Below are 26858 nucleotides of genomic sequence, written 5' to 3'. Positions count from 1 at the left end.
AGCCTATTACTGTGTAGACTGGCTGCCTAATTTCATTTATCTTTGTAGAATAAATATTTTCTATGCCAATCTAAATATTTCTTGGATTCTTCATTTACTGTTATATTTATATTTAATGGGAAATTCAATAATTTAATATTGTTTAAAATTTCGTCATCACTTCGAATAAGGATAGATCCATCATCAGAAAAACTTATATACCCTTTATCAAAGAGAACATCAACATGAGGTGAAAGCATAATTCCGTTGTAGGGATCAAGACGTTCTTTGTTATCACTCTGCCGCCAAGGTTTAATATGACTTGCTCTTAATAACTCAGGCATACTAACACCTGTAACAGGACATTTTGGATATTTATTTAAAACCCCGCCACGAAAATTACCTTGTCCTAACCTAGCATTAATCAATTGCTTTTTAGTTGTTTCTGATATAGTTAAATCGGCTTCAATTTCTTTAATGTCTTTATTTGTTTCTTCATAGAGTTTATCTTTTTCATTATCACACCAAAGCTTCTCTATTCTAGTGGAAAATTCATTAAGTAAGGTAGCTATATTTCCTTGTAGTCCCGTATCAACAACATGTAGTTTTTTTAGTATAGGGTCATGTTGAAGATTTTCTCTTAACAATCTATTAGGATTATCTACATCCCTATATTCAATTATTCTTATACCTACCTGTTTATCTTTATTTCCTTCTGTACTAACTCCATCTATCCATAGATAATCCCCCAAACACTCAGGATGCAATATATCTTTTATTTTTACAGGAGATTCTTCAACAACACCTTTTGCAATAAACCCGCTAAGTTTATGCTCTTTATTACCAACCGTTCTCCAGAAGAAAACAATATCATCTGTTGAAATGTGATGTTTTTTATCTCCATGTAACTTTTTTATTGTCCAATATACATATTGGTTATTCCTAAAGTAATCTTCAACTTTATATATTTTAGGGTTTGCCTGTAATATAAAATATTTCATATTATTCCTTTTATAGAAAATCACTATCAGTCATCCAGCTTAATCCCCTGCCGAGCCAGTTTCCCAGATCCATACCAACTTTTGCGACAATTTCATCTCACTACTTACGCAGTTCTGAAGCTATACGGATCTGGGACGTTGGAGACTTACCCACCGTAGATTTTTCATATCACGTTTAGCAATTGACTAGCACCAATCCTAGCCTTAAATTGTAGCCAAAAAGGTTCGCACCTGTATACAAGACTATCTATAAACCCGTTTCACCCCTGAAAGGTACAGCAATACCAGACAAGGGCTAACCACAACGTTAGAAGGATAACGCTATGGCTGTCTGTCAGTTTACCTATTCACTTCCTGAAAATCTGCATCTGGATGTGGCTTTTTTTGCTACATCTCAATATCCAGCAGCGGGGGCTTATCATGTTCGATAACACGCCGCGGGAACTGGAAGAAATCATCGATCAATGTCGGGCATTAATTTACGCAGTTGTTGAAATTGAAAATCCCCAAGCCAAAGAGATCCTGTCTTTTGTGTTGTGGGAACGACTTGATTTGTTATTTCGTGTATTTCATGTGCCAGTAGTGATACACATCGACTAAAGAAGCGGCCATGAGGATAACGCATTAAGGCCACAATTGTAATTGTGGTGGGAAAAGTGAGCAGCACATAAAGGTCGTTGTGCTGCTATTTACTTTTTGTTTGAGAGCGTTAGAAATTCTGTGTCATTCCAGTAATATACTTCAAAAAAGGAATGACACATGTCCCAGCCCTTCGATTTCGACAAAGCACTTAAGGCCCTCCAGTCCGGTCAGGCATTAACAGGCAAGGATGGTATCTTAACCCCATTAATTAAACAGTTAACTGAAGCTGCTCTGGCCGCTGAACTTGACTCTCATCTGGCTGCAGATGTGGAAGCAAACCGTAAAAACGGTTCCGGCAAAAAGACCATTAAAGCGACGACCGGCAGTTTTGAACTCGCCACACCACGCGACCGCAATGGCACTTTCGAGCCTCAGTTGGTAAAAAAGCACCAGACCACCCTGTCCGACGAGATTGAGCACAAGATTATCCGCCTGTTCGCTCTCGGCATGAGCTACGCCGACATCAGCCGGGAAATCGAAGACCTGTACGCTTTCAGCGTTTCCACGTCCACTATCAGCGCCGTTACCGACAAGGTCATCCCCGAACTGAAACACTGGCAGCAGCGCCCGCTGGAGCCGGTGTATCCTTTCGTCTGGCTGGATGCCATCCACTACAAAATCCGTGAGGATGGGCGCTATGTGAGCAAGGCGGTGTATACCGTACTGGCCCTGAACGCCAAAGGCAAAAAAGACGTGCTGGGGTTGTATCTGTCTGAAAGTGAAGGAGCCAACTTCTGGTTGTCGGTGCTGACCGACCTGCAAAACCGGGGTGTCAGGGATATCCTGATTGCCTGCGTGGACGGATTGACCGGGTTCCCGGAAGCGATAAATAGCATTTATCCGCAGACGGAAGTGCAGTTGTGCGTCATCCACCAGATACGCAACTCCATCAAATACGTGGCGTCGAAGCACCACAAAGCGTTCATGGCCGACCTGAAGCCGGTTTACCGCGCGGTATCGAAAGCGGCGGCGGAAACTGCGCTGGACGAGTTGGATGCCAGATGGGGCCAGCAGTATCCGATGGTTATCCAGTCATGGCGCCGGAAATGGGAAAATCTGTCGGCGTACTTCCGCTATCCGGCGGATATCCGCAAGGTGATTTACACCACCAACGCCATCGAATCAGTTCACCGGCAGTTCAGGAAGCTGACGAAAACCAAAGGGGCGTTCCCTAATGAAAACAGCCTGTTGAAGCTGCTTTATCTGGGGCTGATGAATGCGCGGGAGAAATGGACAATGCCAATCCAGAACTGGAACTTGACCTTGTCGCAGTTGGCCATTTATTTTGACGGGCGACTGAATAACGTGATTACGCTGTAATATTTTTACCGTGACACAGAATTCTGAACACTCCCTCCAGACAAACTTTTTTAGCTACTTCTTCATCCTTGTATTCAATTACTGGCTTACGTAAATTATTAGTTCCCTTATGATAGAGGTAATAGTAAGTAATGCCATCTCTTACAACTGCGTTTACCTCAAATTGAGGGCGTGATCCTTTGAATCTGCCTGCGGTTGATTTTCCCATTTTCATATTATTGATCTGCATATTGAAATAACTATCTGTGGTTATATGACAGCAGAGATCTGCTGTCAATAACGCATCCAATATGCTTATCGAATCACACCATGATCCATTTTAATGACTTTCCCTGCCATATTGCCATTATTATGCGTGTTAAACGTCCTGTCGCCAATATCATAGATCACACCCGTAACATTAATCTTCTGCCCTTTCTTAATTTTTAGTATTTCGTCATCCTGCCCTGCATAGTAAGACAACAGAACAGCCCCACCGCAATATTTCGTATCAGCCGTCTGGAAGATAATAGCGTAGGTTTTATGGTCTCGCTGCGCACCAAGGTACTTCATTGTATCGTAGGCTTCCTGCGCTTCCAGAACAGTGGCATTGCTGATGCTGACCTTCTTACCGATCCAGTTCTTTTTGCCTGCCATCGCATTGGCTTCATAATCACGACAGATTGCGCCCAAGCCATTGACGGAGTTAACAGGAAGATTATCTGCTGCTGTGGTATTACCTTTACTGCCGGAAGTGTTTAAAACATTGCCCAGAGAAGATAAGGACGAGTTGATCGATTGCCCTACCTTTCCTGTTGCATCGTTTAACTGCTGGCATCCTGTTAACGCCAGAATAGCGGAAATGGAAAACGCTGCGATTGTTTTTTTCATTTTGGTAAGCCTTATTTGTTATAAAAAACTCACCGCCCTGAGATCTTCATTCAGAACAGTGAGTCATTATGTTTTCTCTGGTGCCAGCGAAATAATTAACGTGCGGTCGGTCTGATCCAGCTAATGTTGTTTTTATTTTTCAGTTTAAGAAACAGTATGGGACCAAGCATAAGCGCAAGGATGGTGATAACCATCAGTGGCGTGGATTTCGTCATAAACGCAACGATGAATCCGGCAGGTATACCCAGTAACGTGCCAACAATGGCAAGAAATTTCATCGTTTGTTGGCTGACGTAGCCTTTTACTCTTTCTGCACCACAACCACGACAAACAGAAGCATCTTCATGCACAGCAGCCTTGCAAAATGGACATTCCGACATGTTTTCCACCTTTAAATGATAACGTAAGCAATTGATATAATTGATCTACTATGGATAAGGTGTCATATCGTTTGTAACGATCAAAAATGCACTTATGATAGTTATAGACTATCATAAATAGCATATTGATCGATTAAATCAATTATAAAACCGATCGATTTAGTCATTCTGATAGCTAATAACTATCATATTTAATTTATCGATCGTTTTTACAGATCATTATTTGAATGATTCTTAACAGTTTTCAGGCATAAATTGCCAAGGTAGACTGGTGTCATGTCTGGATTCTCTCGTTGGCGGCAGGGATATGAATAAAGGAAGCATGAAAGTGTTGTCAGTGGTTGCACCTGCTGGTCACATGATTGCCTCTGGCAAGAAAACGATTGAAGTACGCAAGTGGCTACCAAACCTTTCACCAGAAGAAGATCTCCTCATTGTTGAGAATCTCAATTATTTAACGAAGGACGGTGATGAAGAGTCAGGTATGGCAGTCGCTGTTGTTAACATATCTTCTGTTCGTCCATTCACTCCTGACGATATTCCTGCGGCTTGTGCATCACGCTTCGAAGAAGGTTGGTTCGCATGGGAAATCAGTAACGTCAGGCAAGTAGCCCCAGCTATAAACGCCAGAGCCGCCAGAAAAATCTATACCCTTGAATGGGATTGAAGGACTTGCCGACTCTCACCCCATTTTCATTTATGGCATTCAGGGAGATTTCCCGGTTTACCAACAATTCTATTTTACCTCGTATTAATAAATGCGTGTTACTACTATGTCTATTAACAACGTTAAAACAGGTTGTAAGCGATTTAAGCCGTTTTTTATTGCATAGAAGGGGGAATATTAATCCTGCTGTTTTAATTTATCTATAGCTTTGTTTTTCGCCTTTTTATCTTTAGGGTTTGATTCGGTTAAAATATAAGATTTAACAAAGGATAACCGATCACCATTAAAAATATAATCAGGATTAATGAAATATGAATTCTGTACTGTCGTTTCAGCAATAAAACCTTTGTTAGCAATGATCTTGCCCAGCAACGGTGGACACAGCCTTAAGCGAGGTTTCTTTCCTCAAATTGCACCGGGCTTAGCCCGCCGTTGGCACTATGCCGTCGGTGCCGATTGTAGTCTATCTCGATATACTCGAATACCGCCGATTTCATCTCCTCCCGCGTGTTGAACCTCTCACCGTGGATTAGCTCCACTTTCAGACTGTGGAAGAAGCTTTCCGCACAAGCGTTATCGTAGCAACAGCCCTTCGCGCTCATACTGCATATCAGTTCATTGTCTTTGATAACACTCTGATAATCATGGGAACAATACTGGCTCCCTCTGTCAGAGTGAACTATCACGCCGCGCGGCATCTTTCGCCGCCACAGCGCCATTTTCAGCGTATTGCACGCCAGCTCCGCCGTCATTCGTTCCGACATCGACCAACCCACCACCCGACGCGAATACAGGTCGATAACCACCGCCAGGTACAGCCAGCCTTCCTCTGTCCACAGGTAGGTGATATCCCCAACGTACTTCTGGTCCGGCCCCGTAGCACTGAAGTCCTGTTGCAACAGGTTCAACGCCACCGGCAGGTTATGCCGGCTGTTTGTCGTGGCTTTGAACTTGCGCGCCGCTCTGGCCCGTAATCCCTGACGTCGCAGACTGGCCGCCACCGTTTTACGGTTCCAGCCATGACCGGCTTCACGCAACTCCTGCGTCAGGCGGGGCGCGCCATAGCGCTGTTTGGCCTGTATAAAAGCTTGCGCCACCCGCTCATCACACTGCTGGCGGCGCATCTGCCGCGGTGAGGGGGATTGCCGGCGCTTCAGCCAGGCATACCAGCCGCTGCGCGAGACACGCAGTACCCTGGCCAGACTTTTCACTGAGAACGCCGCCTGATGCTGTTGTATAAAACCGTACTTCACTTCAGGCGTTTGGCGAAGTAGGTGGCCGCCTTTTGGAGGATAGCCAGCTCCTCATCCCGCTCGGCGAGTTGACGTTTAAGGCGGGCATTTTCCGTGGCCAGTTGCTGCTCACGCTCAGAGGTGGAGCCCTGCTGACGTTGTTTACTGCGCCAGGCGTAGAGTTGAGAGTCGTGCAGGCCGAGTTCCCGGGCGGCTTTGGCGACGCCGATGCGCTCAGCCAGCGCCAGCGCCTGCTGGCGAAACTCCGGGGTATATTGATTACGGGATGTCTTCTTCACAGATTTTGCTTGCGTCATGGTTCACCTTGTTAACGATTTTACTCGCTTAACAGCGTGTCCACCATTCGTGGGTAGGATCACAAGTTCTTTCATGCCTCGATAGTATGTTGACTCCGAGATCTTCACTATTTCTGGATCTATAAGCTCATACGCAAGAAAAACTCTGTCCGTGTCCTTAAAATCCTGAACTGTTCTGTATAGAATTTCAAAAACCTTTGTTCCTGCACCAGTGAGTTCCGTTAACGCTTTTACTCCGTTTATATAGAGTTTTAAAAACTGTGTTTTATCAACCTCCTGCCACTGAAAAAAACCAGCACCTGCTAACTGTTCTCCTGTATCTTCATTAATAACCAACAAACGATCTCTTCCTGTTGTAATCCTGCGAGATCCACTCTTTGTATTATTACTTGTTGTTTGCAAGAAAGGATTCTTTTTATATCGTGGTAATCCTCGCCTTGATTTTCTTAAACTCAATTTCTCGTTAACTTTGGCAATATCAATATTGTTATCACAATCTTCCATATTTATCTCCTTTATTATTTTTATTTGATTGATAAGTTACGTGTTAACATCAGAATAAAATATGTCAAGTGTCAAAATCAAATTTATTTTTGACATTTCAAGTTTTATTTGTCGATACTTAAAGTTCCAATGCGAATAGTATTCTTGACAGTTTATTTTCAAACTATCAGAAAACAGTAAAATAATGACAGCTTACATTACCGATCCTGACAGTTCAATCCGCAAGTCCTGACAGTAACGATCCTTATTTAAAGCGGTCTGAGGGCAGTTTCCTTCTTCATTATTCATATAGAGCGAAGCGAGAGATGATCTGTATTGTTTTTACGAAATAAAAAACATATAACGATTTTCTTTTATTTTAAGTAACCCTACACGGCTGCATTGCCGTGTTATTGGGGTTCATATTTCTTGCTTCTTCTTTCTTTTATAATCAGAACACAAAACCCTTGGCCTCTGCTTCTTTGCCTTTGAGGGGCAACCAGCAGGCCAGGGACTGATGGTTTATTATTTAATTAGATTTTCTATGCAGCACATTCGCCTGCTCATATGCTGCTTTATAATCAAAACCCTTTGATAAAGGAAGCTGTCTTGATTTCGCTGCTCGCTCAATCGCTATGCGCGTAAGCGCACTTGTGGTTTAAATGGTATTATTTTTCTGATTGCATTGGTTTTCTTCATCTCGTGAAGACTTTTCTTCATTTTAAGGGTGAAAAATGAAGTGAATCACTTCATCAGGTGAAGAAAAGCGCTTTAAAATTTAAATCAAAAGGGCGAGAGCCAGCGAAACGTTCGCCAGAACTTTTGCGTGGGTTTTAGCGATTGAGCGCGTTAGCTCAATCAAGACCAGCCATTTATCCAAGGTTTTTAATATTGCGTAATGCGAGCAAGCGAGCATGTAGCTAAGAAAAACAATTAGTCTTAAATCTATAAGCCCATACAGGCATTGCTGGTTGCCCCTCAAAGGCAAAGAAGCAAATGCCTTGTTATAGTGTTTGTTACTGAGTTAAAGAAGAAGATCTTAATTTTCCATGAACCGCAATGGCACAACCTGAAAGTTGTGCAGGGTTCTGTACATAATAAAATTAAGAAAAGCATTGCCATAATTATCAAAACTGGCGGAATGTCCAGTTTAAGTAAACTTTTTCCAGTTTTAACCCTTTTACTATATTAATCCTATTAAATATATTACCGGGCGTATTTCTCATTATATTCATGCAGTTACAGAAAAAAGGTTATGTTTAAGCATAACTCGGGTTATGAAATCACATAACTTTAATAACGCAGTGTTATTACCCCTGTCGAAACCTGTTTGTGCGGTTAAAACGCACATGGTTTCTTTTTGTCCTCTTAGATCTTATATTTCTTATACTTCTTAAGAGAAAAATAATCATATAAAACAATAGATTAAAAACTCATTTTCTTCATGTTTGTTGATTTTTCTTCGGGTTTGTAGATCTTTCTTCGGGTTTGTTCTTTTTCTCTTCGGGTTTGTTGTATTTTACTTCATTCCTGAATATTAAAATGAAGAAAACACTTCAAAATATATTTGACATTTTAAAATCCATAGTTATATATGTATTATTATAATAATAAAAAGGAAATATAATGAACAACCACACTTATGATAAAAATCCATTCGTATTGCAAAATGGCATAGAGATAAAAACGAAAGATAAAAGAAGAACAATAGCTCGCGGAGAAAAATTTGAATCACCAGAGGGAGACCGATACGAAAGAGTTATTCATTCTATACAGGAAGTTGATAAAGAAAAATTCGTTAAGCTTTTCATTTCCAAGATCCGTGTCCTCTTTGATCTGTCCCTGACAGGAAATAAGCTGTTTTACATATTCCTTTTTTCTATTTCTGATGCGATTGGTAAAGATCAGGTTTATATGAATTTTGAAACTGCAAAGGATATAGCAAGTGAGTGTGATTTTAATCTGTCGAATCCCGTTTTTTACCGTGGAATAAAAGAGCTTATAGAAAAACAGATTATAGCACCAAGCAAGTCTAAATATATTTACTATATTAACCCTGCGGTAGTATTTAACGGCGATAGAGCAAAATTCATTGAGGAAATAAAAATAAAAAATGGAGATAAAAATGCTAAATAAAGAAATAACAACAATATTAAACCAGTACAACAATGAAGACGGTATAGCCTGCCTCATAGCAGCATCACTGATTCGTTATTACTCTGTTAATAGCTACCACCATGACCAGTTCCAAGATAATTATCTGAACTACCTGCGAATGATTTTCTCCGGTCGTCGGTTCCATTTTTTGGACAAAGAAAAACTACTGTCATATAAAGACCAGATTCTTAGCACTGTCATGGTAGCAGTTCGAGAAGACCTCACATGCAAAACCGGAACGGAGGAGTTCCACCTGTCCAGTATGTGGCAACCAGAGGCGCTGGAAGCGGTTCTGGCTGAGCTTTTTGATAATAGGCAGATTCTAAGCATAATCAGCCAATAACAAACTACAAAGCGGTTATACTACACTCCTGCCGATTGTTGAAGTTGACTGACCGCTGTAAGCGAGGAATAGATCTTGTAACTTCGTTGGCACACTTTTACTACCTATTTTCTGAGGGTAGTTAGAAAAGTTGTGGCAGAAAGGGTCTGCTCCTGATCGTACTTTTGATGAAGCTGAGTCTACTCGAATGAAAACATAAACCGAGCCGTCAACTTTTTCGGTACATAAATTATGTTTACGCTTATCCTATACACCGTACACTCTTTAAATTAAAACAGACTAGCTAAAATGGCAGATAAGATTTATGATGATTGGCTAACATGAAAAATAGAAAACAGTAAAAACCACACTGTCAATTAAAGGGCATCCCACTCTTGCAATGAAGAGAATATGACGCCGCAGTAGCAAGTTAATATCTTGTGTATCTACGTCGTAAAACATCACTCGCTTACTTGCATAGCACTCTCATAAGAGATACTTTATCAACATTGGGTCTTTAGTCACGAACATCTAAAGGGCAAATCATGATAAACAATATAGTACTAAATGAAGTTGCAAGTTATAAATCAAAGTCAGAGTTAAATACTGATAAAAAAATAAATATTATTTATGGTTTAAATGGAACAGGTAAAAGCACACTCTCCAATTATTTCTATGACATAGATAATAAAAAATATCAGCACTGCTCTCACTCAGGTGAGTATGATGAAGTCCTTGTCTACAATCAGAAGTTCATTCAGGATAACTTTTATGCAAAAGATTCTCTAAATGGAATATTTAGTTTATCCAAAGAAAATAAAGAAGCAAAAAAAAAGGTTGAGAGTCTTACATTAGAAATAATAAAGTTATCTGATGAAAAACGTGAAATTGAAAATGAAATTACAGCACAAAACACCATTATTTCTGATGCAAAAAACAAAGCTCAAAGTAAAACATGGGAAATAAAAACTAACTATTCAGGTGGTGATAGGGTCCTTGAATTTTGTTTGTCAGGGAAAATGGGAAGTAAAGAATCATTATTTAACCATCTTTGCTCCATTCCTTTACTTAATACTAAGCCATCAAAAAACATCTCTAACCTAAAAGAAGAAGTAAGTGCGGTTGATGGCGAAACAGCAATTAAATACAGCATGTTAGAGAAAATTGACACCATTGAATTATCATTCGATGAAGTAGAATTGCTTCAAGATATCATTGTGGGAAGTACAGATAGTCCCGTTTCATATCTTATAAGTAAGCTTCAGAACTCAGATTGGGTAAATGAAGGGCTAAAATACTTAGAACAAACTGAATACTCTCAGTGTCCATTTTGTCAATCCAAAACTATAACTGAAAACCTGGTTCAGCATATTCGTCATTATTTCGACGAAACGTATCAAAATAGTGTAGAAAAAATTAATTCTATCCAGACTAAATATAAGTCATTGATTGACCGCATTCCTTCACTGGATACTTATAAAGAATGCAAACTGTCTGCCAATCATATAATTAAATTAAGCGATTATTATAACCAATTAAGCAAAGATGCAGTGGGCAATCTAGAACTAATAAAACAGAAAGTAATAAATCCCAGTAATCCGGTAACTCTGACTGACATATCTAACTCTGTTGATAACTTCAATTCACTAGTGGAATTAGTGAACATTGAAATAAACACACATAACTCCAAAATAGACAATGCAAAAGATGAGTTAGAAAAAATAAAGATATCCTTCTGGCAGATATTAAGGCATGAGTATGATCAAACAATTTTAAATTTCAATGATATAAAAAGCAGTGCGAACAATATCATCATTCAAAAAAACACAGAAAAAGATGGTAAAGAAGAAACAATAAAGGTTAAAGATGAAGAGCGGATTGAATATCAGAAATCCACCGTAAATATAGATGAGGCAGTATTCAACATCAATCAAGGTCTAAATGATATCGGAATCACTGATTTTTATATCGAAAAATATGAAGATGCTCTTTATCGCATAGTACGCAATGAGTCTAATTCTAAAATATTCTCATCATTAAGTGAAGGCGAAAAAATGATTATCAGCCTTTTATATTTTAGAGAACTATTCAGAGGTAAAAGAATCGCTACCGAGGGTAAAACGAGAAAAATAGCAATAATCGATGATCCTGTATCAAGCTTATCACATATTTTTGTCTATAATATTGGCCAGTTGATAAAAAATGACTTCTTTAACTCTGATGAAATAGAGCAGGTATTTGTTTTATCTCACAGCCTATATTTTTTCTATGAACTTGCTGATGCAAACCATGAAAGAAGAAAAGAAACTCAAAATTTATTTAGGCTTTCTAAAAACTCCAATGGCAGTTCAATTAGCTTAATGAAGTACGATGAAATACAAAATGACTATCAGTCTTACTGGTCAGTAATCAATGATGACAAACAACCCCCAGCCTTAATTGCTAACTGCATGAGGAATATAATTGAATACTTTTTCAACTTTGTACAAAAAGCAGATTTAAGCAACGTCACTCAAAAACCGGAGTTAAAAAACCCACGATTTCAGTCTTTTATTCGCTACATAAACAGAGAATCACACTCATTAGGACAGAACATTTTTGACTTCAAAGAATTTAACTATAATGATTTCAAAGAGGGGCTTAGATTAGTATTCGAACATACAGGTTATTCTGCACATTATAAAAAGATGGCAAAAATAAAGAACTAAAACAACCTCAGTATAACTTTCAATTACTGAGCTAATATCCCTAACAGCCTATCAGGAATGTTATCGTTGATAGGCTATTTATCTGATGTACCACCATGTTCGCACGTCTACTATTTCCCCTCCCGACCAAGCGTAGTGGGCGGAAGGCCCATTCCTTTATTTTGATATTTGTTGTTTCAGTAACTTGCTGGATTTTTAATATGGAGTTCATAATCTATTTATTAACTCCAACAGATACAGTAGTACTTTTTGGTATAGAAACCGTGAGAAAGCCCGTTTCGGGCTGTTCCAGACTATTACCTAACCCACGGCATATCCCATATTATCTTAACCTTCACTTCTACTGCATTAACATGAGATTCCTTGATTGCATATTTATTTAAGTAATCCTGCAAAGCTATCTTGTCAGACGCTTTTTTCTGTTTGTTTGTCCTTTCCAAGATCCCTGTATCCGTAATCCACTTATCCAACGCCCGTCTTACTGCACTTCTTAGTTCCTCTTCATAAAACTCATCTAAAATATTAACTTCAATTTTAAAACACAACCTTCTTATATAAAACGTTTTCATCTTTATCTCTCCCATTGTTTATCTCAGGCAAACGCCAGCCATATGGCGTTTACTCACCATTTTTAAAATCTGTTGTTATATTATTATCGTTCTGAAATTATTTTATTTTTTCTATACGCCAGATAGCTTTTCAATGATTCCTGACCAAAGCGATCAAGATCACGATAGATTATGATTATATTGTAAAACTTGCTCTTTTTATCGTCGAACTCAGCTATCCAGTGCGGCGTGTATAAATACTCTGCTAATATATCCAGAGACCCCCAGTCCAGCTTATCCATTTCTCTTGTTGCTTTTTTAATCAATGTACTCATAAACACCTCTTTTATTTTTATATTAATTTAAGTTATGCTGCTTTATTGCGTGAAGAATTAATCAGGTTTTCAATCCAGTCATTTACTTCTCTCTCGATGAAGGCAATGGCCTTTTCACTTATTTTTACTGGTGCAGGAAACTTATTTTTATTTACCAGACGATAAATGCTTGATCGGCTTATACCTGTTCTTTTTATTACTTCTGACAAGCGAATAAAACTTTCATATTTTTGGTTCATATTTTTCTCCTTTGTTGTTTTGATGTGAAGAATGATATTGCGAATAGCCATGCTAAAAAATGGACCAAAAAAAAGGAGGGCGTCTGAAACGCTCTCCTTCAAGTTTTACCAGGAACGATTTTTTATCCCTTACCCCTTGACTTTCTCTTTTCTTCTCGTTCTTCCTGCTCCTTATTGAGCTTATCCACGATAGCGGATACTTTCATATCCATCATGTATCTGTTTTTATACAAAAAAGCCATAAACTGATTATCAAAATGGTATGTTTTAGCTTTGAGGGCCATCGGTTTATCCGTTTCCTTGATCTGGGAGTCACCACGAACCACATCAATTCCCACCCGGTATATGAGCGCCGATAGCTCGGCATCACTCAGTTTTATCTCGTTACGCCCTGACCAGTACAGCAAATCAAGCAAGGGGATTATGCGAAAATCCACCAACTTCTTAATCATTACCTCACCAAAATTGAGAGTCAGCTTTCCGTCGATTAGCTTCGCCCCGGTTGCTTTACGCCACTTTGGTAACAGGTAACGCATGGATTCAAGGATTTCATCATCCGTTGAACCCCGCAGGTTGATATGGAATATCATTCGTCCTTTCTGTGATTCGTGCAGTTTTCCCCAGAACCACGAGGCAGGGTAACTATTGTAGGGGGTGTCAGATTCTGGCCGCCCGAACTCATCAAAAGGAACGATTTTGCTTTTGCGTATCACGTCCCTAAGCTGGTAAAGCCAACTGACAGGAAAAAGCCTGACATGTTGATTGCTTTCAAGGTTATGTTCACCAACAGAGGGTTTATTTTCACCTAGCGAAGCGGTAAGGACAGGTTGACCAGAGAAAATCAGTTCTTCCTCTTTATAGTTGAGCTTCTCGCGTTGCCTCTCGATAGCCGTTTCCAGAGAGTAAAACATGTTCTGCCTGTACCTGAACTCCTGCCACAGCTCTTCGACGGTAAGATCCAGCAAGGCGTCATAGTTATCAGGATTGAACCATTTTCTCAGCGCCAGCATTTTTTCTTTTTTTGTCATTATATTGCCCGGTCTTTATGTCGTTACACCACTATATGCAACAACCGGATTTCAGCCAACGGTCAAAGGCTAATGCTTTCTGGGGGGAGATTATGGTAAAGGGCTATACCGTGCTAAATAAGTACGCCAGTAAGTACGCGAGAGGAAAAACGGGAATATTTTATGAGAGGAATTTTCGTAACTTATTGATTTTATGGTGCCGATAATAGGAGTCGAACCTACGACCTTCGCATTACGAATGCGCTGCTCTACCAACTGAGCTATATCGGCGTTGGGATCGTCTTGGCGAATGCATGACGATGAACTACGGGGTGACAAACTATTGAAAATGAGGCGGCAAGTCAAGTGATTGGCTATCGTCTGCTGGTTTTATAATCGCTGTATTGAAGATAGGGATTCTCTGATAATTTTCCACGCTAATAACAGAGATCCCTATAACTTTACGGATTAAAAGATAAGGTTATGGCCGAACCAGATCGTCGCCGTAGCCAATCCATTTATAGGTGGTCAAGGCCTCCAATCCCATCGGGCCGCGCGCATGCAGTTTTTGTGTGCTGACGGCCACTTCCGCCCCCAGACCAAACTGTCCGCCGTCGGTAAAGCGGGTGCTGGCATTGACATAAACCGCCGAGGAATCCACTTCGCGCACAAAACGTTCCGCATTGCTCAGCGAACGCGTCAGAATCGCGTCGGAGTGCTGTGTGCCGTGCTCGCGGATATGCGCCACCGCGTCTTCCAAATCATCCACCAGCGTGACGTTGAGGTCGTTCGACAGCCACTCATCGTCATAGTTGGCCGCTTCCACCGCTACGACTTTTGCCGGACCGTCGGCCAGATACGGCATTGCGGATGCACTGGCGTGTAAAGTTACGCCGGCCGTTGCCATTTTTTTGCTTAGCGCAGGCAGGAAGTCAGGCGCAATGCTTTTATTCACCAGCAGCGTTTCCAGACTGTTGCAGGCGCTGGGGCGCTGCACCTTAGCGCTTTCAATTACGGTCAGGGCTTTGGCAAAATCGATGCTTTCATCCGCATAAATGTGGCACACGCCGATCCCGCCGGTAATAACCGGGATCGTCGACTGTTCGCGGCACAGCTTGTGCAAACCGGCCCCGCCGCGCGGGATCAGCATGTCGATATAGCGATCCAGTTTCAGCAACTGATTCACCAGCTCACGATCCGGGCTTTCGATGGCCTGCACCGCGGACTTCGGCAGGCCGCACTGCGCCAACGCCCGTTGGATGACCTTCACCGTTGCCGCATTGGTGCGGTACGTTTCCTTGCCGCCGCGCAGGATCACCGCATTACCGGTTTTCAGGCACAGCGAAGCCACATCGATGGTGACATTGGGCCGGGCCTCATAAATCACGCCGACAACGCCGAGCGGCACGCGGCGCCGCTCCAGCTTAAGGCCGCTGTCCAGCATACGACCGTCAATCACCTGCCCCACCGGATCGGTCAACCGGCATACCTGGCGAACATCATTGGCAATCGCCGCCAGTCTTTCCTGCGTCAGCAACAACCGATCGAGCAGCGCTTCGCTCATGCCGTTCTGCCGTGCCTGCGCCACGTCCTGCTCATTGGCCGCCAGAATCTGAACGCTTTCCTGTTCCAGTAAATCGGCAATCGTCATCAGTGCGCGATCTTTCTCGGCCGTGCTCAACACCGAAAGTTGGTAAGACGCCGCTTTCGCCGCTTTGCCCATTTGTTCAAGCATCGCGTACTCCTTAATTGATAATCATGTCGTCCCGGTGAACTGCCACCGGACCGTATTCGTAACCGAGAATATCGGCGATCTGCTGGGAATGGTGTCCGGCAATCATACGCAATGCATCGCTATTATAACGGGTCACGGCATGCGCTAAGTCGCGTCCGGTCAGACTGCGGATGCGAATGACTTCGCCACGGGAGAAATCCCCCGTCACTTCGCGGATCCCTTTGGGCAATAACGAGCTGCCGCGTTCGAGGATCGCCGATAGCGCGCCGTCATCCACCGTGATTTCCCCAGCCGGAGGCGCGCCGAAAATCCAGCGCTTGCGTTTCTCCAGCGGCGCTTCCAGCGCATGGAAACGCGTGCCGACGGAGACATCGGCGATAACATCGCCGATAACGCCCGGCTTGTTGCCCGCCGCAATCACCACGTCGATACCGGCGCGGCAGGCGACATCGGCAGCCTGTAGTTTGGTCGACATGCCGCCGGTGCCTAAGCCGGATACGCTGTCGCCCGCGATATTGCGCAGCGCGTCGCTGATGCCGGTAACCTCGCGAATAAGCTCTGCATCCGGATTTTTACGCGGATCGGCGGTGAACAATCCGTCCTGATCGGTCAGCAATAAGAGTTTATCCGCATCGGCCAGAATGGCCGCCAGCGCGGAAAGGTTATCGTTATCGCCGACCTTGATTTCTAAGGTGGCTACCGCGTCATTTTCATTGATGACCGGAACAATGTGGTTATCCAACAGCGCCCGCATGGTGTCGCGCGCGTTAAGAAAGCGCTCGCGATCTTCCAGATCGGCGCGCGTCAGCAGCATCTGGCCGACGTGAATGCCGTAAATGGAAAACATCTGCTCCCACAGTTGAATCAAGCGGCTTTGTCCGACCGCGGCCAACAGTTGCTTGGAGGCGATGGTCGCCGGAAGTTCCGGGTAACCCAAATGTTCACGTCCGGCGGCAATCGCCCCAGACGTCACAATAACAATCCGATGCCCGGCCGCATGCTGCTGCGCGCACTGACGCACCAGTTCTACAATATGGGCCCGATTAAGGCGGCGCGAACCGCCGGTCAGCACGCTGGTGCCAAGTTTCACAACCAAAGTTTGGCTACCGCTCATAATTTTTCTGCCGTTGAAAGTCATTAAAAAAATAAATAAGAAAAACGTTGTAACAGGCCGGGCGCATTATGCCAACAGGCATAACGCGAAAACCCGCTAATAAATCGGGGATCAGGCAGGGAGCGTCACGGTCGTGCGGTTAATGAACAGACCGGGTCCAATGATTGCAGGAGTTTTTCCAAACGAACATGGAAGGCTTCTTTCGTACTTTCCAGCTTATCCATCACTTCTTTATCTTTAATTTTTTCTTCACGCCAATTGCCGTTTTTATCAAACAGGCCAAAGCGATAATCGTAGGTAAACGTCTGGTCTTGCGCTTTAAGATCCAGCCACCAGCCCCAAAATTCACGTTTTTCCGGGGCGGGTTTTACATTGACACAAACGGCCAGACAATCAAAGAAAAAATGGTCATGCTCACACTGGGCTTCGCGTAAATACGGCCCCAGAGAGGCAAAGTTTTTCATGAGTCTGCTTTTCGTATGCCCACTCGGTAACAACATTCGGCAATCTCCTCGGTTTGAACTTTCTTTTTAGCAGAGTATGGCAATTTATCAATCAACTAAGCTAATTTTTGTCCTAACCAACGGGTGATTTGCTGTAACGCATGATGAAAATTCTGGTAGACCGGTGAAAAATTCACCGGCAACAATTTCCCCTGCTGCGATGAATTGACGATCAGCGTCGCCTCTTCCTTCGGGCAGACCAGATCGTTGTCCCAATATCCGGCCAACATCGGCGTTGGGCAACGCCGGCCAAGCAGCCCCTGCGTTTTAAGCGAATAGCGGCCCAACTCTATTTTCAACGCGGCATCCGTAGAAAACGGCATGCCCAACCTGCTCGCCAGCACATCCATAAACATTCCCGGCACCTGCTGCTGACGCTCAGCGTCACACAGCAGATGATGCACCACGGGACCGAGACAAGCGACGCCACGCAGACGCTGCGTCTCAAGATAAGCCAGCCGCACAGCGATGTTGGCCCCGAAACGAAAGCCGAATGCCCCGATACGGCAATGATCCACCCACGGCACGTCCGGCAATGCCCGCAGCACCTGCTGATGCAGGAAGCTGGAATCCTGGTTCAATTTCCAGCGGGAAGAAAAACCGACCGACGGAACATCGATGGTCAGCATCGCCATCCCGGCCGGCGCCAGGTAGTCACGGAACAGGCGATAGTAGTCACTTTGCAATGTTTCCAGGCCGCCGCACATCAGTATCGTTGGAAACGGCGCTTCGCCCTTGTGGGGCAGATGCAGAAAACCGGTCAGCGAGCCGCCGCCTTCAATGGGGAAGGTCAGTTCCTTTAACTCATAGGGAAGATATTTCGCCGCCTCTTCATAAGCGCGGTTGGCCAACGTCTGAGCCTGTTCGGCCAGTTCATCGCCTTTAATATGGGGATAGGCCGCGATGCTATACAGATTCGCCGCGTTCAGCCAATACCGGCCGTTTTCGCTACTGTCGTCGTCTGTGACCCGGCTCTGCCAGACGGCCCCTTGCTTTACCCATTCGTAAATCCAGTTGCCGCTGCGGTAGCCAATCACCGTATCCAGTAACTGACGTTTGCTTCTCTCCGCCTTGCTGATGGCAATGCGCGCCAGCACTTCTTCGATATCCCACGGATCGACGCCGCGCCAGATCCACATTAGTCGATTCAGCATGCGATACCAGTTGCCGGTGTTCTCTCCTTCCAGCGCGGAGTGCGAACTCAATGCATCCTGGTCATGACGCGTGCGCCTTACCAGCGTAGACGTTTCCGGATGCTTAAAGGACGGTTTGAACAGGATTTCAGACAAGTTAGCTTGCGCCACAGCAGTCTCCCTTAATGTAAGCGACACTAAACTTAGTGCCGAGTGTAACTAACTCATCATAGTGAAGACAAACGGCGGCGCGCGCAAATCAACACAAGAGCACATAATCAGCGCAAATTAGCCGTAAATGGCAAACAAGTCTTGAAATATGACGAGCGTTGATAAACAAAAATGCCCGGCATAACCGGGCATGAGACAAATAAACAGACGAGTGGTTATACCCAATAGATTTTGAGTTGCAGGAAGGCGGCAAGTGAGTGAATCCCGATAAGCTTACTCAGGTAAGTGATTCGGGTGAGCAAACGCAGCCAACGCACCTGCAACTTGAAAGATGAAGGGTTATATCAGCGGTCGGATAGCGGCGGCACAAAGACCACGCCCATATCCCACGGCTGTTCGATCCAGGTATTCTGAGGAATGTCGATGATATAATCGTCAACCAACGGCTTACCGGCCGGTTTGGCGAAAATCGTGACGAAGTGGGCCTTGGGATACATATCGCGAATGGCTTTCGCCGTACCGCCGGTATCAACCAAATCATCCACCACGATAAAGCCTTCGCCATCGCCTTCCGCGCGCTTGAGCACTTTCATTTCGCGCTGGTTATCATGGTCATAGCTGGAGATGCAAACCGTATCAACATGACGAATGCCCAGTTCACGCGCCAGCAGCGCGCCAGGAACCAATCCGCCGCGGCTAACGGCAATGATGCCTTTCCATTGTTCGGCAGGCAGTAGACGCTGTGCCAGTTTGCGGGCATGAATTTGCAACATATCCCAGGTTACGACGTACTTTTCGCTCATAAAATATATCCCAGCCGAATAGAAATGGCTTACGTTGAGTCTGAAGGGAAAAAGGTTGCGCGGGATTATAGATATCCAACGACACAAAAACCAGCGTTTCTCTGCGTTATAGCTGAGTTCACTCCGCCTGCGTGCAGTCTAAACAAAAATTTGGCGATAACTAAGCACAAAAAGAGATTGGACGCTTCCGGCAGAAAAATATATTAAATAAGACCGAGGCAAATCAACCGGAGACGACCATGACCGAATTTTATGTTTTGGTTCAAGAACAGCTCACTGTGATCAGCACTGTTTTAGTCATTGGACTGGTTGTGCTGTTTTATAACGAATTGAGCGCCAGCTTTCAGGCGCTGTGGAAAAAACCCGAAGCGCTACAAGGGAAAATCGTGCGTCGTTACCATCTTCCCGCGCAAAAGACGCTCACGCTGATTGATAATTTTTACAGCTATATTCCGGTACATACGCTGGAAAGCGAAAAGTTTATTCTGGATGTCGAAGCCAACGGGCAGCGTTACCAGGTTGAAGCCACCGAGATTGAGTACCGGGTATTGTCGGTGGGAGATAAAGTAACCATTCACCATCATCCAAGCTCCGCGAGCTAACCTCTCCGGGCGGCCATTCTCCGCCATATTATTTTCCTATCGTTCGATGCATTCAGAAGGTCGGTTTATCTGGCCTTCAGCCTGCGTTTTCGTCTTTTTACCGCCGGCCGATGCAACGCGGCTTCGGTTTTTCATGGCAACTTGCCCTACCCTCTGCGGAAAGTGATATTCTGTTGCAAGACGCCATGCGAAACCCGGTAGCTTTCAGGATACCGCCAGTCGGCGGTCTGAAAGATAAACGTATACGCCCAATAGATTTCAAGGCGCGGAACAAAACGTCGTCGTTTTGAACAACGCAAAACGTTGGCCTTTTACTGGCGAGGCCCATTCATGAGCTTCGTAACGCGGCGGCTGAGCCGAGTAATAAAGGGTCTGCGGCTTGGAAGATTAAAGGTATAGATGGCTGATAGTGACTAACTTTCAACCTGTAGCGCCTCGCGCCAGACGCGAAGACAGGCCTGCTGAAAAGGAGACTTTAATAGTGTCTGAACTGTCTCAACTTGCCCCGCAACCGCTGTGGGACATTTTTGCCAAAATCTGCTCCATCCCTCATCCGTCTTATCATGAAGAAGCGCTTGCCGCACATATCCTTGCATGGGCAAAAGAGAAAGGCATTCATGCCGAGCGCGATCGGGTTGGTAATATTCTGCTGCGCAAAGCGGCGACGCCGGGAATGGAAAAACGCAAAGCGGTTGTTTTGCAGGCGCATCTGGATATGGTGCCGCAGAAAAATAACGACACGGCGCATGATTTCACCAAAGATCCGATCCAACCCTACGTTGACGGCGAGTGGGTAAAAGCGCGCGGCACCACGCTGGGCGCGGATAACGGCATCGGTATGGCTTCCGCGTTGGCCGTGCTGTCTGATAACAGCGTAGAACACGGTCCGCTGGAAGTTTTGCTGACCATGACCGAGGAATCGGGCATGGACGGCGCGTTCGGTTTGCAGCCCAACTGGTTGCAGGGCGAAATTCTGATCAATACCGATTCGGAAGAAGAAGGCGAAGTTTATATGGGTTGCGCGGGCGGCATCGACTTCATCACCCGCCTGTCATTAGAGCGAGAAGCGCTGCCAGCCGGTTATCAGACGCTGAAACTGACGCTCAAAGGGCTGAAAGGCGGCCACTCCGGCTGCGATATTCACCTTGGCTTAGGTAACGCCAACAAATTGCTGGCGCGCTTCCTGTTTGAGCAGGAGGATAAACTGGATATCCGCATTCTGGCTCTGAACGGCGGTACGCTGCGTAACGCTATCCCGCGCGAAGCGTTCGCCACGCTGGCATTGCCGGCGGCGAATGTAGCGGCGTTTAAGACGCAAAGTCAGGAATACCTGTCGGTATTGAAAAATGAACTGGCGGCGGTGGAGAAAAACCTGTCCCTGCAGGTAGAAACATCGGACAGCGGCGCCCAAGCGCTGACCAAAAACATCAGCGCCCGGTTACTGGCCTTGCTGAACGCCATGCCGAACGGCGTAATCCGCATGAGCGACGTGGCGAAAGGCGTAGTTGAAACCTCGCTCAACATCGGCGTGGTTACCATGGATGAAAAACAAGCCGAAATTAACTGCCTGATTCGCTCGCTGATCGACAGCGGCAAAGATGCCGTCGTCGGCACGCTGACGGCCCTGGGTCAACTGGCCGGCGCGCAGACCACGCCCAAAGGCGGTTACCCTGGCTGGCAACCCGACGCGACATCCCAGGTGATGCAGTTAGTGCGGGAAACCTACCAGAAATTGTTCAATAAAACGCCGAACATCATGGTTATCCACGCCGGACTGGAATGCGGATTGTTCAAAAAGCCGTACCCTGATATGGATATGGTCTCCATCGGGCCGACCATCACCGGGCCGCACTCGCCGGACGAACAGGTGCATATCGCCAGCGTCGGCCAATACTGGCAGTTGCTGACCGCATTGCTGAAGGCGATCCCCGAACGCGCCTAACTATATCAAGCGGCTTTTCGAAGCCGCTTACTCCCAATTAAAAACCAGCTGACGCTCAATCAGCGGATCGAGCAGCGTAACGTGTAGCCCCACCAGCCGAACGCCGCGCTTATCGCGCCTTTCTTCCCAGGTTTGCTGCGCCAGCGTAAGCAAATCCTGCTTGTTCAACACCGGCCATACGTGTTCCTGCGTGGTCTGGCGAAAGTCATCGAACTTCAGTTTTACTCCCTGGCGCGCGATATGCAGATCGGGCTTTACCCGTTTTAAACGGAACTCAAGTTCCTGATAGAGCTGCTCGATCAAACCTTCGCACTCATGCCAGTGATGAATATCCCGCGCCAGCGTCTTCTCAACGCCAACCGACTTGCGTAACCGGTCCGGCGATACGGCGCGTTCATCAATTCCGTGGCAGCGCTCCCACAAAACCCGCCCGAATTTACCGAAACGTTTTAATAATTCGGCCAGATCGTGATTGCGCACATCGGCGCAGGTCAGCATGCCCTTCTCTTCCAGCCGCTTGGCCGTCACTTTGCCAACGCCGGGGATCTTCGCTAACGGCAACTGCCGTAAAAACGCATCCACCTTATCCGGCGTGATAACGTACTGGCCATTGGGTTTATTCTGTTCGGAGGCGACTTTGGCCAGAAATTTGATGGGCGCCACTCCCGCCGAGGCGGTCAGATTAAGCTCGTCGAAAATCGCCTGCCGGATCTCTTCCGCCATCAGCGTCGCAGAACCGTTGCAGTGGGGGCTATCGGTGACATCCAGATAGGCTTCATCAAGGGAGAGCGGCTCAATCAGCGAGGTATAACGCGCAAAGATGTCGCGTATCTGGCGAGAAGCGGCTTTATAGACCTCCATTCGCCCGGAGAGCAACGTCAGTTGCGGGCACAAGCGCAAGGCGGTCGCCGTCGCCATCGCGCTATGAATGCCGTACCGCCGGGCAGGGTAATTGGCGGTACAGATCACGCCGCGCCGGTCGGCGCTGCCGCCGATCGCCAGAGGGATATCGCGCAGACGCGGATTATCACGCATCTCAATCGCTGCGTAAAAGCAGTCCATATCGACATGAATAATTTTGCGCATGCTCCCCCTCCCACAACGGTACTGTATAAATATACATATATAAATTCTTGCGCACAAGTTGGGAAGCTTGCCTATGTTATTTCCGTGTTAATCTGTCAGTCTCTATGCCAAACCGCCGTTTTATCAGAGATGGGAATCACGATGGAAAGTAAACAGAGTCATAGTAATAGCGTCGAGCGCCAGTTCGGTTCACAGGCAAAAAACTATCTGACCAGTTCGGTGCATGCGCAAGGCAAAGATTTGGAACGTCTGTCCGCTTTGCTGAGCCCTTTTCCCCATGCCTGCGTTATCGATGTGGGATGCGGCGCCGGGCACGCCAGTTTCGCGGCGGCGCAGGTGACGGCGAACGTTGTGGCCTATGATCTTTCCGCGCAAATGCTGGAGGTCGTCGCTCAGGCCGCCGAACAAAGAAACTTGACCAACATCCGCACCCAGCAAGGCGTCGCCGAGTCGCTGCCGTTTGCCGACGCCAGTGCCGATATCGTTATCAGCCGCTACTCCGCCCACCACTGGCATGATGTCGGACAGGCGCTGCGTGAAATCCGCAGGGTTCTGAAGCCGGGCGGTCTGGTCATCATGATGGATGTGGTATCGCCGGGCCATCCGGTGCTGGATATCTATTTACAGACCGTGGAAAAACTGCGTGATACTTCCCACGTGCGCGATTACTCGCCCGGAGAATGGCTGACGATGTTTACCGATGCCGGCTTTATCGTGCGTAACGTCGCCAGCGATCGTCTGACGCTGGAGTTCGGCAGTTGGATCGCGCGCATGCGAACGCCCGAACACTTCGCCGCCGCAATCCGCGAACTGCAAAAAACGCTGTCCGCGGAAGTCGCCCAGCATTTTGAAGTACAGGATGACGGCTCTTTTGTGACGGATATTATGATGTTCGAAGCGACAAAATTGTAATCACTGATTACATGTTACGCTTTCCCATCTGAATAAATAATGGGCAGCAGCAAACGTCATTTTCGTAAAACTGTTGTCCCTTAAACACTATTTTTTATAGTCAGCCTGGCGGATAAACCTCCGCGCAACGCTTTCATCATGAAATTAGCTTTTTTATCGGTTTTCACTCTTGATTAAAATTAAGGCAGTGATAATGTGAAACCGTTTTATATTCGCCTAATGGCAAAAGGAATACGGGAAGACAGACAATAGTTATCCCCGTTGTTTTGTAGCACAGCTTTTATTTACCAGGATCAACAATGCAAAAAATCGCGCTGTCATTTGCGATGCTGTTTTTTTTGCCATCCCTTGCTGTTACCTGCTCCGCCAGTGAAGCCAGTGAACCCGCGCCGATAGCAAAAAATTTAAAGCGGCAATTATTGGGCTCTCCGATCTATATTCAGATATTTAAGGAAGAGAGAGTATTAGAACTCTACGCAAAAATAGGAAATGAATATCGCTTATTGGAAAATTATCCAATTTGTAAATATTCGGGCGGTCTTGGGCCGAAACGTATCGAGGGGGATTTGAAAAGCCCTGAGGGTTTCTATCAGATCGATCTCCGCCAGCTCAAACCGGACAGCCGTTATTATCGTGCGATTAATATTGGATTTCCCAACGAATATGATAAATCACAAGGGTATTCCGGCCGTTATCTGATGATCCACGGTGAATGCGTTTCGGTGGGCTGCTACGCCATGACCAATAATTACATTGACGAGATCTATCGTTACGCCGAACAGGCGCTGCTTAACGGGCAGGCGAAAATAGAGCTCGCCATTTACCCGTTCCGCATGACGGAGCGCAATATGCAACGCCACCGTAATTCCACCTACTACTCGTTCTGGCGTCAGTTGCAGCCGGGCTATGCCTATTTCAATCAACATTATCAGCCACCGGCCATCACGGTGTTCAACGGGCAGTACGTCGTCAATCCGCCGTTGATGACCAGCAAGCCGGTATCAAATTACGCGTTCACCGAAACAAAATAAGACGAATTCGCCTGGCATGATCTTATGCCAGGTTTCATTTCCCGTCAGCGGCTGCGTCGCCAACACCGTGACGACGTCGTTCGGCGTGGTCTGTTGTTGAAAATCAATTTCCACATCCTGATCCAGCAACGTCGCCTTACCAAACGGCGCGCGCCGGGTGATCCAATAAAGATTGGTGGAGCAGTACCCCATCACAAATTGCCCGTCGGACAGCAGCATGTTAAACACGCCCTTTTTCCGCAGCAAATCCGCCTGCCCGGCAATATAGCGAAACACCGCGGGCCAGTTTCCCGGCGTGCGCGGATAGCGTTGCGACAGTTGATACAGCAGCCAACAGAACGCATATTCGCTGTCCGTCTGGCCGACAGGCCGGAACGTGCCGGTTTTTAACGAACGATACCCTTTTAATTGCCCGTTATGGGCGAACGTCCAGTTCCTGCCCCAAAGTTCGCGCGTAAACGGATGGGTATTTTCCAGCGCCACGGATCCCCGATTCGCCTGACGGATATGCGACACCACAGCGCAGGATTTAATCGGATAGTCCTGCACCAACCGGGCTATCGGCGAGCTACAGCTTGGCAGGGGATCCTTGAACGTCCGGCAGCCATGCCCTTCATAAAACGTAATTCCCCAACCATCCCGGTGCGGCCCCGTCAGACCGCCACGCTGCACCAACCCGGTAAAACTGAAACAGATATCGGTCGGTACGTTTGCGCTCATCCCAAGCAGTTCACACATGGTAAATCTCTTAACCTCTCTTGCGCGTCTTCCGTTATCCGTTAGCAACCATCTCTTTTTCGATCAGCTGGATCAGGATATGAATCACCTTGATATGGATTTCCTGAATACGGTCGGCGTAACCGAAATGGGGCACGCGGATTTCCACATCCGCCGTACCGGCCATTTTGCCGCCGTCTTTGCCCGTCAGCGTGATAACTTTCATGCCTTTGGCCTTAGCCGCTGCGATGGCTTTAATAATATTGCCGGAGTTGCCGGAAGTTGAGATCCCCAACAGCACATCGCCTTCACGGCCCAGGGATTCAACATAACGAGAAAAAACAAAATCATAGCCAAAGTCGTTGCTGACACAGGAAAGATGGCTCGGATCAGAAATGGCAATCGCCGGGTAGCCCGGACGGTTTTCCCTATAGCGGCCGGTCAGCTCTTCGGCAAAATGCATCGCATCGCAGTGGGAACCGCCATTACCGCAGGAAATGACTTTCCCGCCTGATTTAAATGCATCGGCCAGCAGTACCGCCGCATTTTGAATAGACTGAATATTCGCATCATCACTCAAAAACGCATTCAGCGTTTCCGCCGCTTCTTTCAGCTCACTACGGATTAAGTCCTGATACATGGAATCCTCTCAATTTGTCCGGTGACATCATCATATTCTGTTATGCAGTGTAGCGGATCGCCTAAACAGCGAGAAGCGCGCAATGTCACGATCGTCAGGATCGCTGACGGCAATCAGAAAATGCCGGATAGCGTCTTAGATTGTGAGTTTAGTTGTAATTATGATGTAAACAAATTGATAAAAATCGGCAGCTAAACTACAACAAACATAACCCACAGGTCAGACCTGTTGTCAGCCAGCGACGCTTCCATTGGGTGTAACG

At 45.8% G+C, this 26858-nt stretch carries 28 protein-coding genes and 1 tRNA gene; 10 read left to right on the top strand and 19 right to left on the bottom strand.

Annotated elements, in window-relative coordinates; translation table 11 throughout:
* Nucleotides 1-32 precede the first annotated feature (32 nt).
* Complete coding sequence (locus HC231_RS05120; RefSeq protein ID WP_208230019.1) at nt 33-980, bottom strand: HNH endonuclease; 948 nt, start codon at nt 978-980, stop codon at nt 33-35.
* Nucleotides 981-1400: 420 nt separating this feature from the next.
* Between HC231_RS05120 and HC231_RS05115 the strand changes: the two genes are divergently transcribed.
* A complete protein-coding gene (locus HC231_RS05115; RefSeq protein ID WP_208230018.1) occupies nt 1401-1580 on the top strand; it encodes a hypothetical protein in 180 nt (59 codons plus the stop codon).
* 159 nt (nt 1581-1739) lie between these two features.
* Nucleotides 1740-2942: an IS256 family transposase gene (locus tag HC231_RS05110; protein ID WP_208228152.1), complete on the top strand. Its 1203-nt coding sequence runs from the start codon at nt 1740-1742 to the stop codon at nt 2940-2942.
* On the opposite strand, the gene HC231_RS05105 is transcribed toward HC231_RS05110, so the two are convergent.
* The 3 genes from HC231_RS05105 to HC231_RS05095 form a co-directional block, all read right to left on the bottom strand.
* The gene (locus HC231_RS05105) at nt 2932-3156 is read right to left on the bottom strand and encodes a hypothetical protein (RefSeq protein WP_208230017.1); all 225 of its coding nucleotides are present in this window, start codon (nt 3154-3156) and stop codon (nt 2932-2934) included. The two genes, HC231_RS05110 and HC231_RS05105, sit on opposite strands and share 11 nt — an antisense overlap.
* An 80-nt stretch (nt 3157-3236) precedes the next feature.
* Nucleotides 3237-3812, bottom strand: coding sequence for a hypothetical protein (locus tag HC231_RS05100; protein WP_208230016.1), 576 nt, complete (start codon nt 3810-3812; stop codon nt 3237-3239).
* A 95-nt stretch (nt 3813-3907) separates the two neighbouring features.
* Entirely contained in the window at nt 3908-4192 is a 285-nt protein-coding gene (locus tag HC231_RS05095) for a hypothetical protein (protein ID WP_208230015.1), read from the bottom strand.
* 307 nt (nt 4193-4499) lie between these two features.
* Between HC231_RS05095 and HC231_RS05090 the strand changes: the two genes are divergently transcribed.
* Nucleotides 4500-4859 (top strand): ASCH domain-containing protein, encoded by a 360-nt coding sequence (locus HC231_RS05090; protein ID WP_246494693.1) that lies wholly within the window; start codon nt 4500-4502, stop codon nt 4857-4859.
* A 386-nt stretch (nt 4860-5245) separates the two neighbouring features.
* Here the strand turns inward: HC231_RS05090 and HC231_RS05085 are convergent.
* Together HC231_RS05085 and HC231_RS05080 are read right to left on the bottom strand one after the other, a co-directional pair.
* Nucleotides 5246-6408 (bottom strand): IS3 family transposase gene (locus HC231_RS05085; RefSeq protein WP_208228314.1). Its coding sequence is split into 2 segments (ribosomal slippage): nt 5246-6150 and nt 6150-6408, totalling 1164 coding nucleotides; the frame shifts between segments, so codons are not numbered across the junction.
* A gap of 3 nt (nt 6409-6411) precedes the next feature.
* Nucleotides 6412-6912, bottom strand: coding sequence for a replication protein (locus HC231_RS05080; protein WP_208230014.1), 501 nt, complete (start codon nt 6910-6912; stop codon nt 6412-6414).
* Between the two features lie 1605 nt (nt 6913-8517).
* On the opposite strand from HC231_RS05080, the gene HC231_RS05075 reads away from it, so the two are divergent.
* The 3 genes from HC231_RS05075 to HC231_RS05065 all read left to right on the top strand — a co-directional run bounded on the left by HC231_RS05075 (nt 8518) and on the right by HC231_RS05065 (nt 12078).
* Nucleotides 8518-9027 carry a replication/maintenance protein RepL gene (locus HC231_RS05075; RefSeq protein ID WP_208230013.1) on the top strand — a complete coding sequence of 170 codons (510 nt, stop codon included), beginning with the start codon at nt 8518-8520 and terminating at the stop codon, nt 9025-9027.
* Entirely contained in the window at nt 9017-9391 is a 375-nt protein-coding gene (locus tag HC231_RS05070; RefSeq protein WP_208230012.1) for a hypothetical protein, read from the top strand. Before HC231_RS05075 ends, HC231_RS05070 begins: the two co-directional genes overlap by 11 nt.
* Before the next feature lie 524 nt (nt 9392-9915).
* Nucleotides 9916-12078 carry an AAA family ATPase gene (locus tag HC231_RS05065; protein ID WP_208230011.1) on the top strand — a complete coding sequence of 721 codons (2163 nt, stop codon included), beginning with the start codon at nt 9916-9918 and terminating at the stop codon, nt 12076-12078.
* A 296-nt stretch (nt 12079-12374) separates the two neighbouring features.
* On the opposite strand, the gene HC231_RS05060 is transcribed toward HC231_RS05065, so the two are convergent.
* The 10 genes from HC231_RS05060 to gpt all read right to left on the bottom strand — a co-directional run bounded on the left by HC231_RS05060 (nt 12375) and on the right by gpt (nt 19666).
* The gene (locus HC231_RS05060) at nt 12375-12647 is read right to left on the bottom strand and encodes a hypothetical protein (protein WP_208230010.1); all 273 of its coding nucleotides are present in this window, start codon (nt 12645-12647) and stop codon (nt 12375-12377) included.
* Between the two features lie 83 nt (nt 12648-12730).
* Nucleotides 12731-12961 (bottom strand): hypothetical protein, encoded by a 231-nt coding sequence (locus HC231_RS05055; RefSeq protein ID WP_208230009.1) that lies wholly within the window; start codon nt 12959-12961, stop codon nt 12731-12733.
* Nucleotides 12962-12993: 32 nt separating this feature from the next.
* Complete coding sequence (locus HC231_RS05050; protein ID WP_208230008.1) at nt 12994-13200, bottom strand: helix-turn-helix transcriptional regulator; 207 nt, start codon at nt 13198-13200, stop codon at nt 12994-12996.
* Nucleotides 13201-13322: 122 nt separating this feature from the next.
* The gene (locus HC231_RS05045; protein ID WP_208230007.1) at nt 13323-14228 is read right to left on the bottom strand and encodes a DUF6387 family protein; all 906 of its coding nucleotides are present in this window, start codon (nt 14226-14228) and stop codon (nt 13323-13325) included.
* Nucleotides 14229-14422: 194 nt separating this feature from the next.
* A tRNA-Thr gene (locus tag HC231_RS05040) sits at nt 14423-14498 on the bottom strand.
* Nucleotides 14499-14688: 190 nt separating this feature from the next.
* On the bottom strand, nt 14689-15942 hold the full coding sequence (proA, locus tag HC231_RS05035; protein WP_208230006.1) for a glutamate-5-semialdehyde dehydrogenase: 1254 nt from the start codon (nt 15940-15942) through the stop codon (nt 14689-14691).
* Nucleotides 15943-15952: 10 nt separating this feature from the next.
* Nucleotides 15953-17056, bottom strand: a complete 1104-nt coding sequence (proB, locus tag HC231_RS05030) for a glutamate 5-kinase (RefSeq protein ID WP_208230005.1) — start codon at nt 17054-17056, stop codon at nt 15953-15955.
* Nucleotides 17057-17181: 125 nt separating this feature from the next.
* Nucleotides 17182-17556: a sigma factor-binding protein Crl gene (gene crl, locus HC231_RS05025; protein ID WP_208230004.1), complete on the bottom strand. Its 375-nt coding sequence runs from the start codon at nt 17554-17556 to the stop codon at nt 17182-17184.
* Between the two features lie 59 nt (nt 17557-17615).
* Nucleotides 17616-18863 (bottom strand): esterase FrsA, encoded by a 1248-nt coding sequence (gene frsA / locus HC231_RS05020; protein ID WP_208230003.1) that lies wholly within the window; start codon nt 18861-18863, stop codon nt 17616-17618.
* A 344-nt stretch (nt 18864-19207) separates the two neighbouring features.
* Nucleotides 19208-19666, bottom strand: coding sequence for a xanthine phosphoribosyltransferase (gene gpt, locus HC231_RS05015; RefSeq protein WP_208230002.1), 459 nt, complete (start codon nt 19664-19666; stop codon nt 19208-19210).
* Nucleotides 19667-19905: 239 nt separating this feature from the next.
* Between gpt and HC231_RS05010 the strand changes: the two genes are divergently transcribed.
* Both HC231_RS05010 and pepD read left to right on the top strand, forming a co-directional pair.
* A complete protein-coding gene (locus HC231_RS05010; RefSeq protein ID WP_208230001.1) occupies nt 19906-20268 on the top strand; it encodes a hypothetical protein in 363 nt (120 codons plus the stop codon).
* Between the two features lie 481 nt (nt 20269-20749).
* Nucleotides 20750-22210: a beta-Ala-His dipeptidase gene (gene pepD, locus HC231_RS05005; protein ID WP_208230000.1), complete on the top strand. Its 1461-nt coding sequence runs from the start codon at nt 20750-20752 to the stop codon at nt 22208-22210.
* A 27-nt stretch (nt 22211-22237) separates the two neighbouring features.
* Here pepD and dinB read toward each other — a convergent pair whose 3' ends face one another.
* Nucleotides 22238-23296, bottom strand: coding sequence for a DNA polymerase IV (gene dinB / locus HC231_RS05000; RefSeq protein WP_208229999.1), 1059 nt, complete (start codon nt 23294-23296; stop codon nt 22238-22240).
* Between the two features lie 141 nt (nt 23297-23437).
* Between dinB and HC231_RS04995 the strand changes: the two genes are divergently transcribed.
* Nucleotides 23438-24208: a class I SAM-dependent methyltransferase gene (locus tag HC231_RS04995; RefSeq protein ID WP_208229998.1), complete on the top strand. Its 771-nt coding sequence runs from the start codon at nt 23438-23440 to the stop codon at nt 24206-24208.
* A gap of 299 nt (nt 24209-24507) precedes the next feature.
* Nucleotides 24508-25239: a peptidoglycan meso-diaminopimelic acid protein amidase gene (gene dpaA / locus HC231_RS04990; RefSeq protein WP_208229997.1), complete on the top strand. Its 732-nt coding sequence runs from the start codon at nt 24508-24510 to the stop codon at nt 25237-25239.
* Here the strand turns inward: dpaA and HC231_RS04985 are convergent.
* Together HC231_RS04985 and lpcA are read right to left on the bottom strand one after the other, a co-directional pair.
* Nucleotides 25210-25977: a class II glutamine amidotransferase gene (locus HC231_RS04985; protein WP_208229996.1), complete on the bottom strand. Its 768-nt coding sequence runs from the start codon at nt 25975-25977 to the stop codon at nt 25210-25212. The two genes, dpaA and HC231_RS04985, sit on opposite strands and share 30 nt — an antisense overlap.
* 34 nt (nt 25978-26011) lie before the next feature.
* Entirely contained in the window at nt 26012-26596 is a 585-nt protein-coding gene (lpcA, locus tag HC231_RS04980; RefSeq protein WP_208229995.1) for a D-sedoheptulose 7-phosphate isomerase, read from the bottom strand.
* Between the last annotated feature and the right edge of the window lie 262 nt (nt 26597-26858).

It is taken from the genome of Brenneria izadpanahii (genome assembly GCF_017569925.1).
Classification (GTDB): domain Bacteria; phylum Pseudomonadota; class Gammaproteobacteria; order Enterobacterales; family Enterobacteriaceae; genus Brenneria; species Brenneria izadpanahii.
Note: the sequence above shows the minus strand (reverse complement) of the source record. Positions and strands in the feature narration are given on the sequence as shown.

Excerpts from the sequence above, each read along its gene's own strand:
- HC231_RS05115 (WP_208230018.1), top strand. The coding sequence starts at position 1,401 with ATGTTCGATAACACGCCGCGGGAACTGGAAGAAATCATCGATCAATGT.
- HC231_RS05060 (WP_208230010.1), bottom strand. The coding sequence starts at position 12,647 with ATGAAAACGTTTTATATAAGAAGGTTGTGTTTTAAAATTGAAGTTAAT.
- HC231_RS05050 (WP_208230008.1), bottom strand. The coding sequence starts at position 13,200 with ATGAACCAAAAATATGAAAGTTTTATTCGCTTGTCAGAAGTAATAAAA.
- HC231_RS05075 (WP_208230013.1), top strand. The coding sequence starts at position 8,518 with ATGAACAACCACACTTATGATAAAAATCCATTCGTATTGCAAAATGGC.
- dinB (WP_208229999.1), bottom strand. The coding sequence starts at position 23,296 with ATGCGCAAAATTATTCATGTCGATATGGACTGCTTTTACGCAGCGATT.
- gpt (WP_208230002.1), bottom strand. The coding sequence starts at position 19,666 with ATGAGCGAAAAGTACGTCGTAACCTGGGATATGTTGCAAATTCATGCC.
- HC231_RS05055 (WP_208230009.1), bottom strand. The coding sequence starts at position 12,961 with ATGAGTACATTGATTAAAAAAGCAACAAGAGAAATGGATAAGCTGGAC.
- HC231_RS05065 (WP_208230011.1), top strand. The coding sequence starts at position 9,916 with ATGATAAACAATATAGTACTAAATGAAGTTGCAAGTTATAAATCAAAG.
- crl (WP_208230004.1), bottom strand. The coding sequence starts at position 17,556 with ATGTTGTTACCGAGTGGGCATACGAAAAGCAGACTCATGAAAAACTTT.
- lpcA (WP_208229995.1), bottom strand. The coding sequence starts at position 26,596 with ATGTATCAGGACTTAATCCGTAGTGAGCTGAAAGAAGCGGCGGAAACG.
- HC231_RS05010 (WP_208230001.1), top strand. The coding sequence starts at position 19,906 with ATGACCGAATTTTATGTTTTGGTTCAAGAACAGCTCACTGTGATCAGC.
- HC231_RS05090 (WP_246494693.1), top strand. The coding sequence starts at position 4,500 with ATGAATAAAGGAAGCATGAAAGTGTTGTCAGTGGTTGCACCTGCTGGT.
- HC231_RS05045 (WP_208230007.1), bottom strand. The coding sequence starts at position 14,228 with ATGACAAAAAAAGAAAAAATGCTGGCGCTGAGAAAATGGTTCAATCCT.
- HC231_RS04995 (WP_208229998.1), top strand. The coding sequence starts at position 23,438 with ATGGAAAGTAAACAGAGTCATAGTAATAGCGTCGAGCGCCAGTTCGGT.
- HC231_RS04985 (WP_208229996.1), bottom strand. The coding sequence starts at position 25,977 with ATGTGTGAACTGCTTGGGATGAGCGCAAACGTACCGACCGATATCTGT.
- HC231_RS05110 (WP_208228152.1), top strand. The coding sequence starts at position 1,740 with ATGTCCCAGCCCTTCGATTTCGACAAAGCACTTAAGGCCCTCCAGTCC.
- HC231_RS05080 (WP_208230014.1), bottom strand. The coding sequence starts at position 6,912 with ATGGAAGATTGTGATAACAATATTGATATTGCCAAAGTTAACGAGAAA.
- HC231_RS05105 (WP_208230017.1), bottom strand. The coding sequence starts at position 3,156 with ATGAAAATGGGAAAATCAACCGCAGGCAGATTCAAAGGATCACGCCCT.
- HC231_RS05070 (WP_208230012.1), top strand. The coding sequence starts at position 9,017 with ATGCTAAATAAAGAAATAACAACAATATTAAACCAGTACAACAATGAA.
- proB (WP_208230005.1), bottom strand. The coding sequence starts at position 17,056 with ATGAGCGGTAGCCAAACTTTGGTTGTGAAACTTGGCACCAGCGTGCTG.
- HC231_RS05100 (WP_208230016.1), bottom strand. The coding sequence starts at position 3,812 with ATGAAAAAAACAATCGCAGCGTTTTCCATTTCCGCTATTCTGGCGTTA.
- proA (WP_208230006.1), bottom strand. The coding sequence starts at position 15,942 with ATGCTTGAACAAATGGGCAAAGCGGCGAAAGCGGCGTCTTACCAACTT.
- HC231_RS05120 (WP_208230019.1), bottom strand. The coding sequence starts at position 980 with ATGAAATATTTTATATTACAGGCAAACCCTAAAATATATAAAGTTGAA.
- dpaA (WP_208229997.1), top strand. The coding sequence starts at position 24,508 with ATGCAAAAAATCGCGCTGTCATTTGCGATGCTGTTTTTTTTGCCATCC.
- HC231_RS05095 (WP_208230015.1), bottom strand. The coding sequence starts at position 4,192 with ATGTCGGAATGTCCATTTTGCAAGGCTGCTGTGCATGAAGATGCTTCT.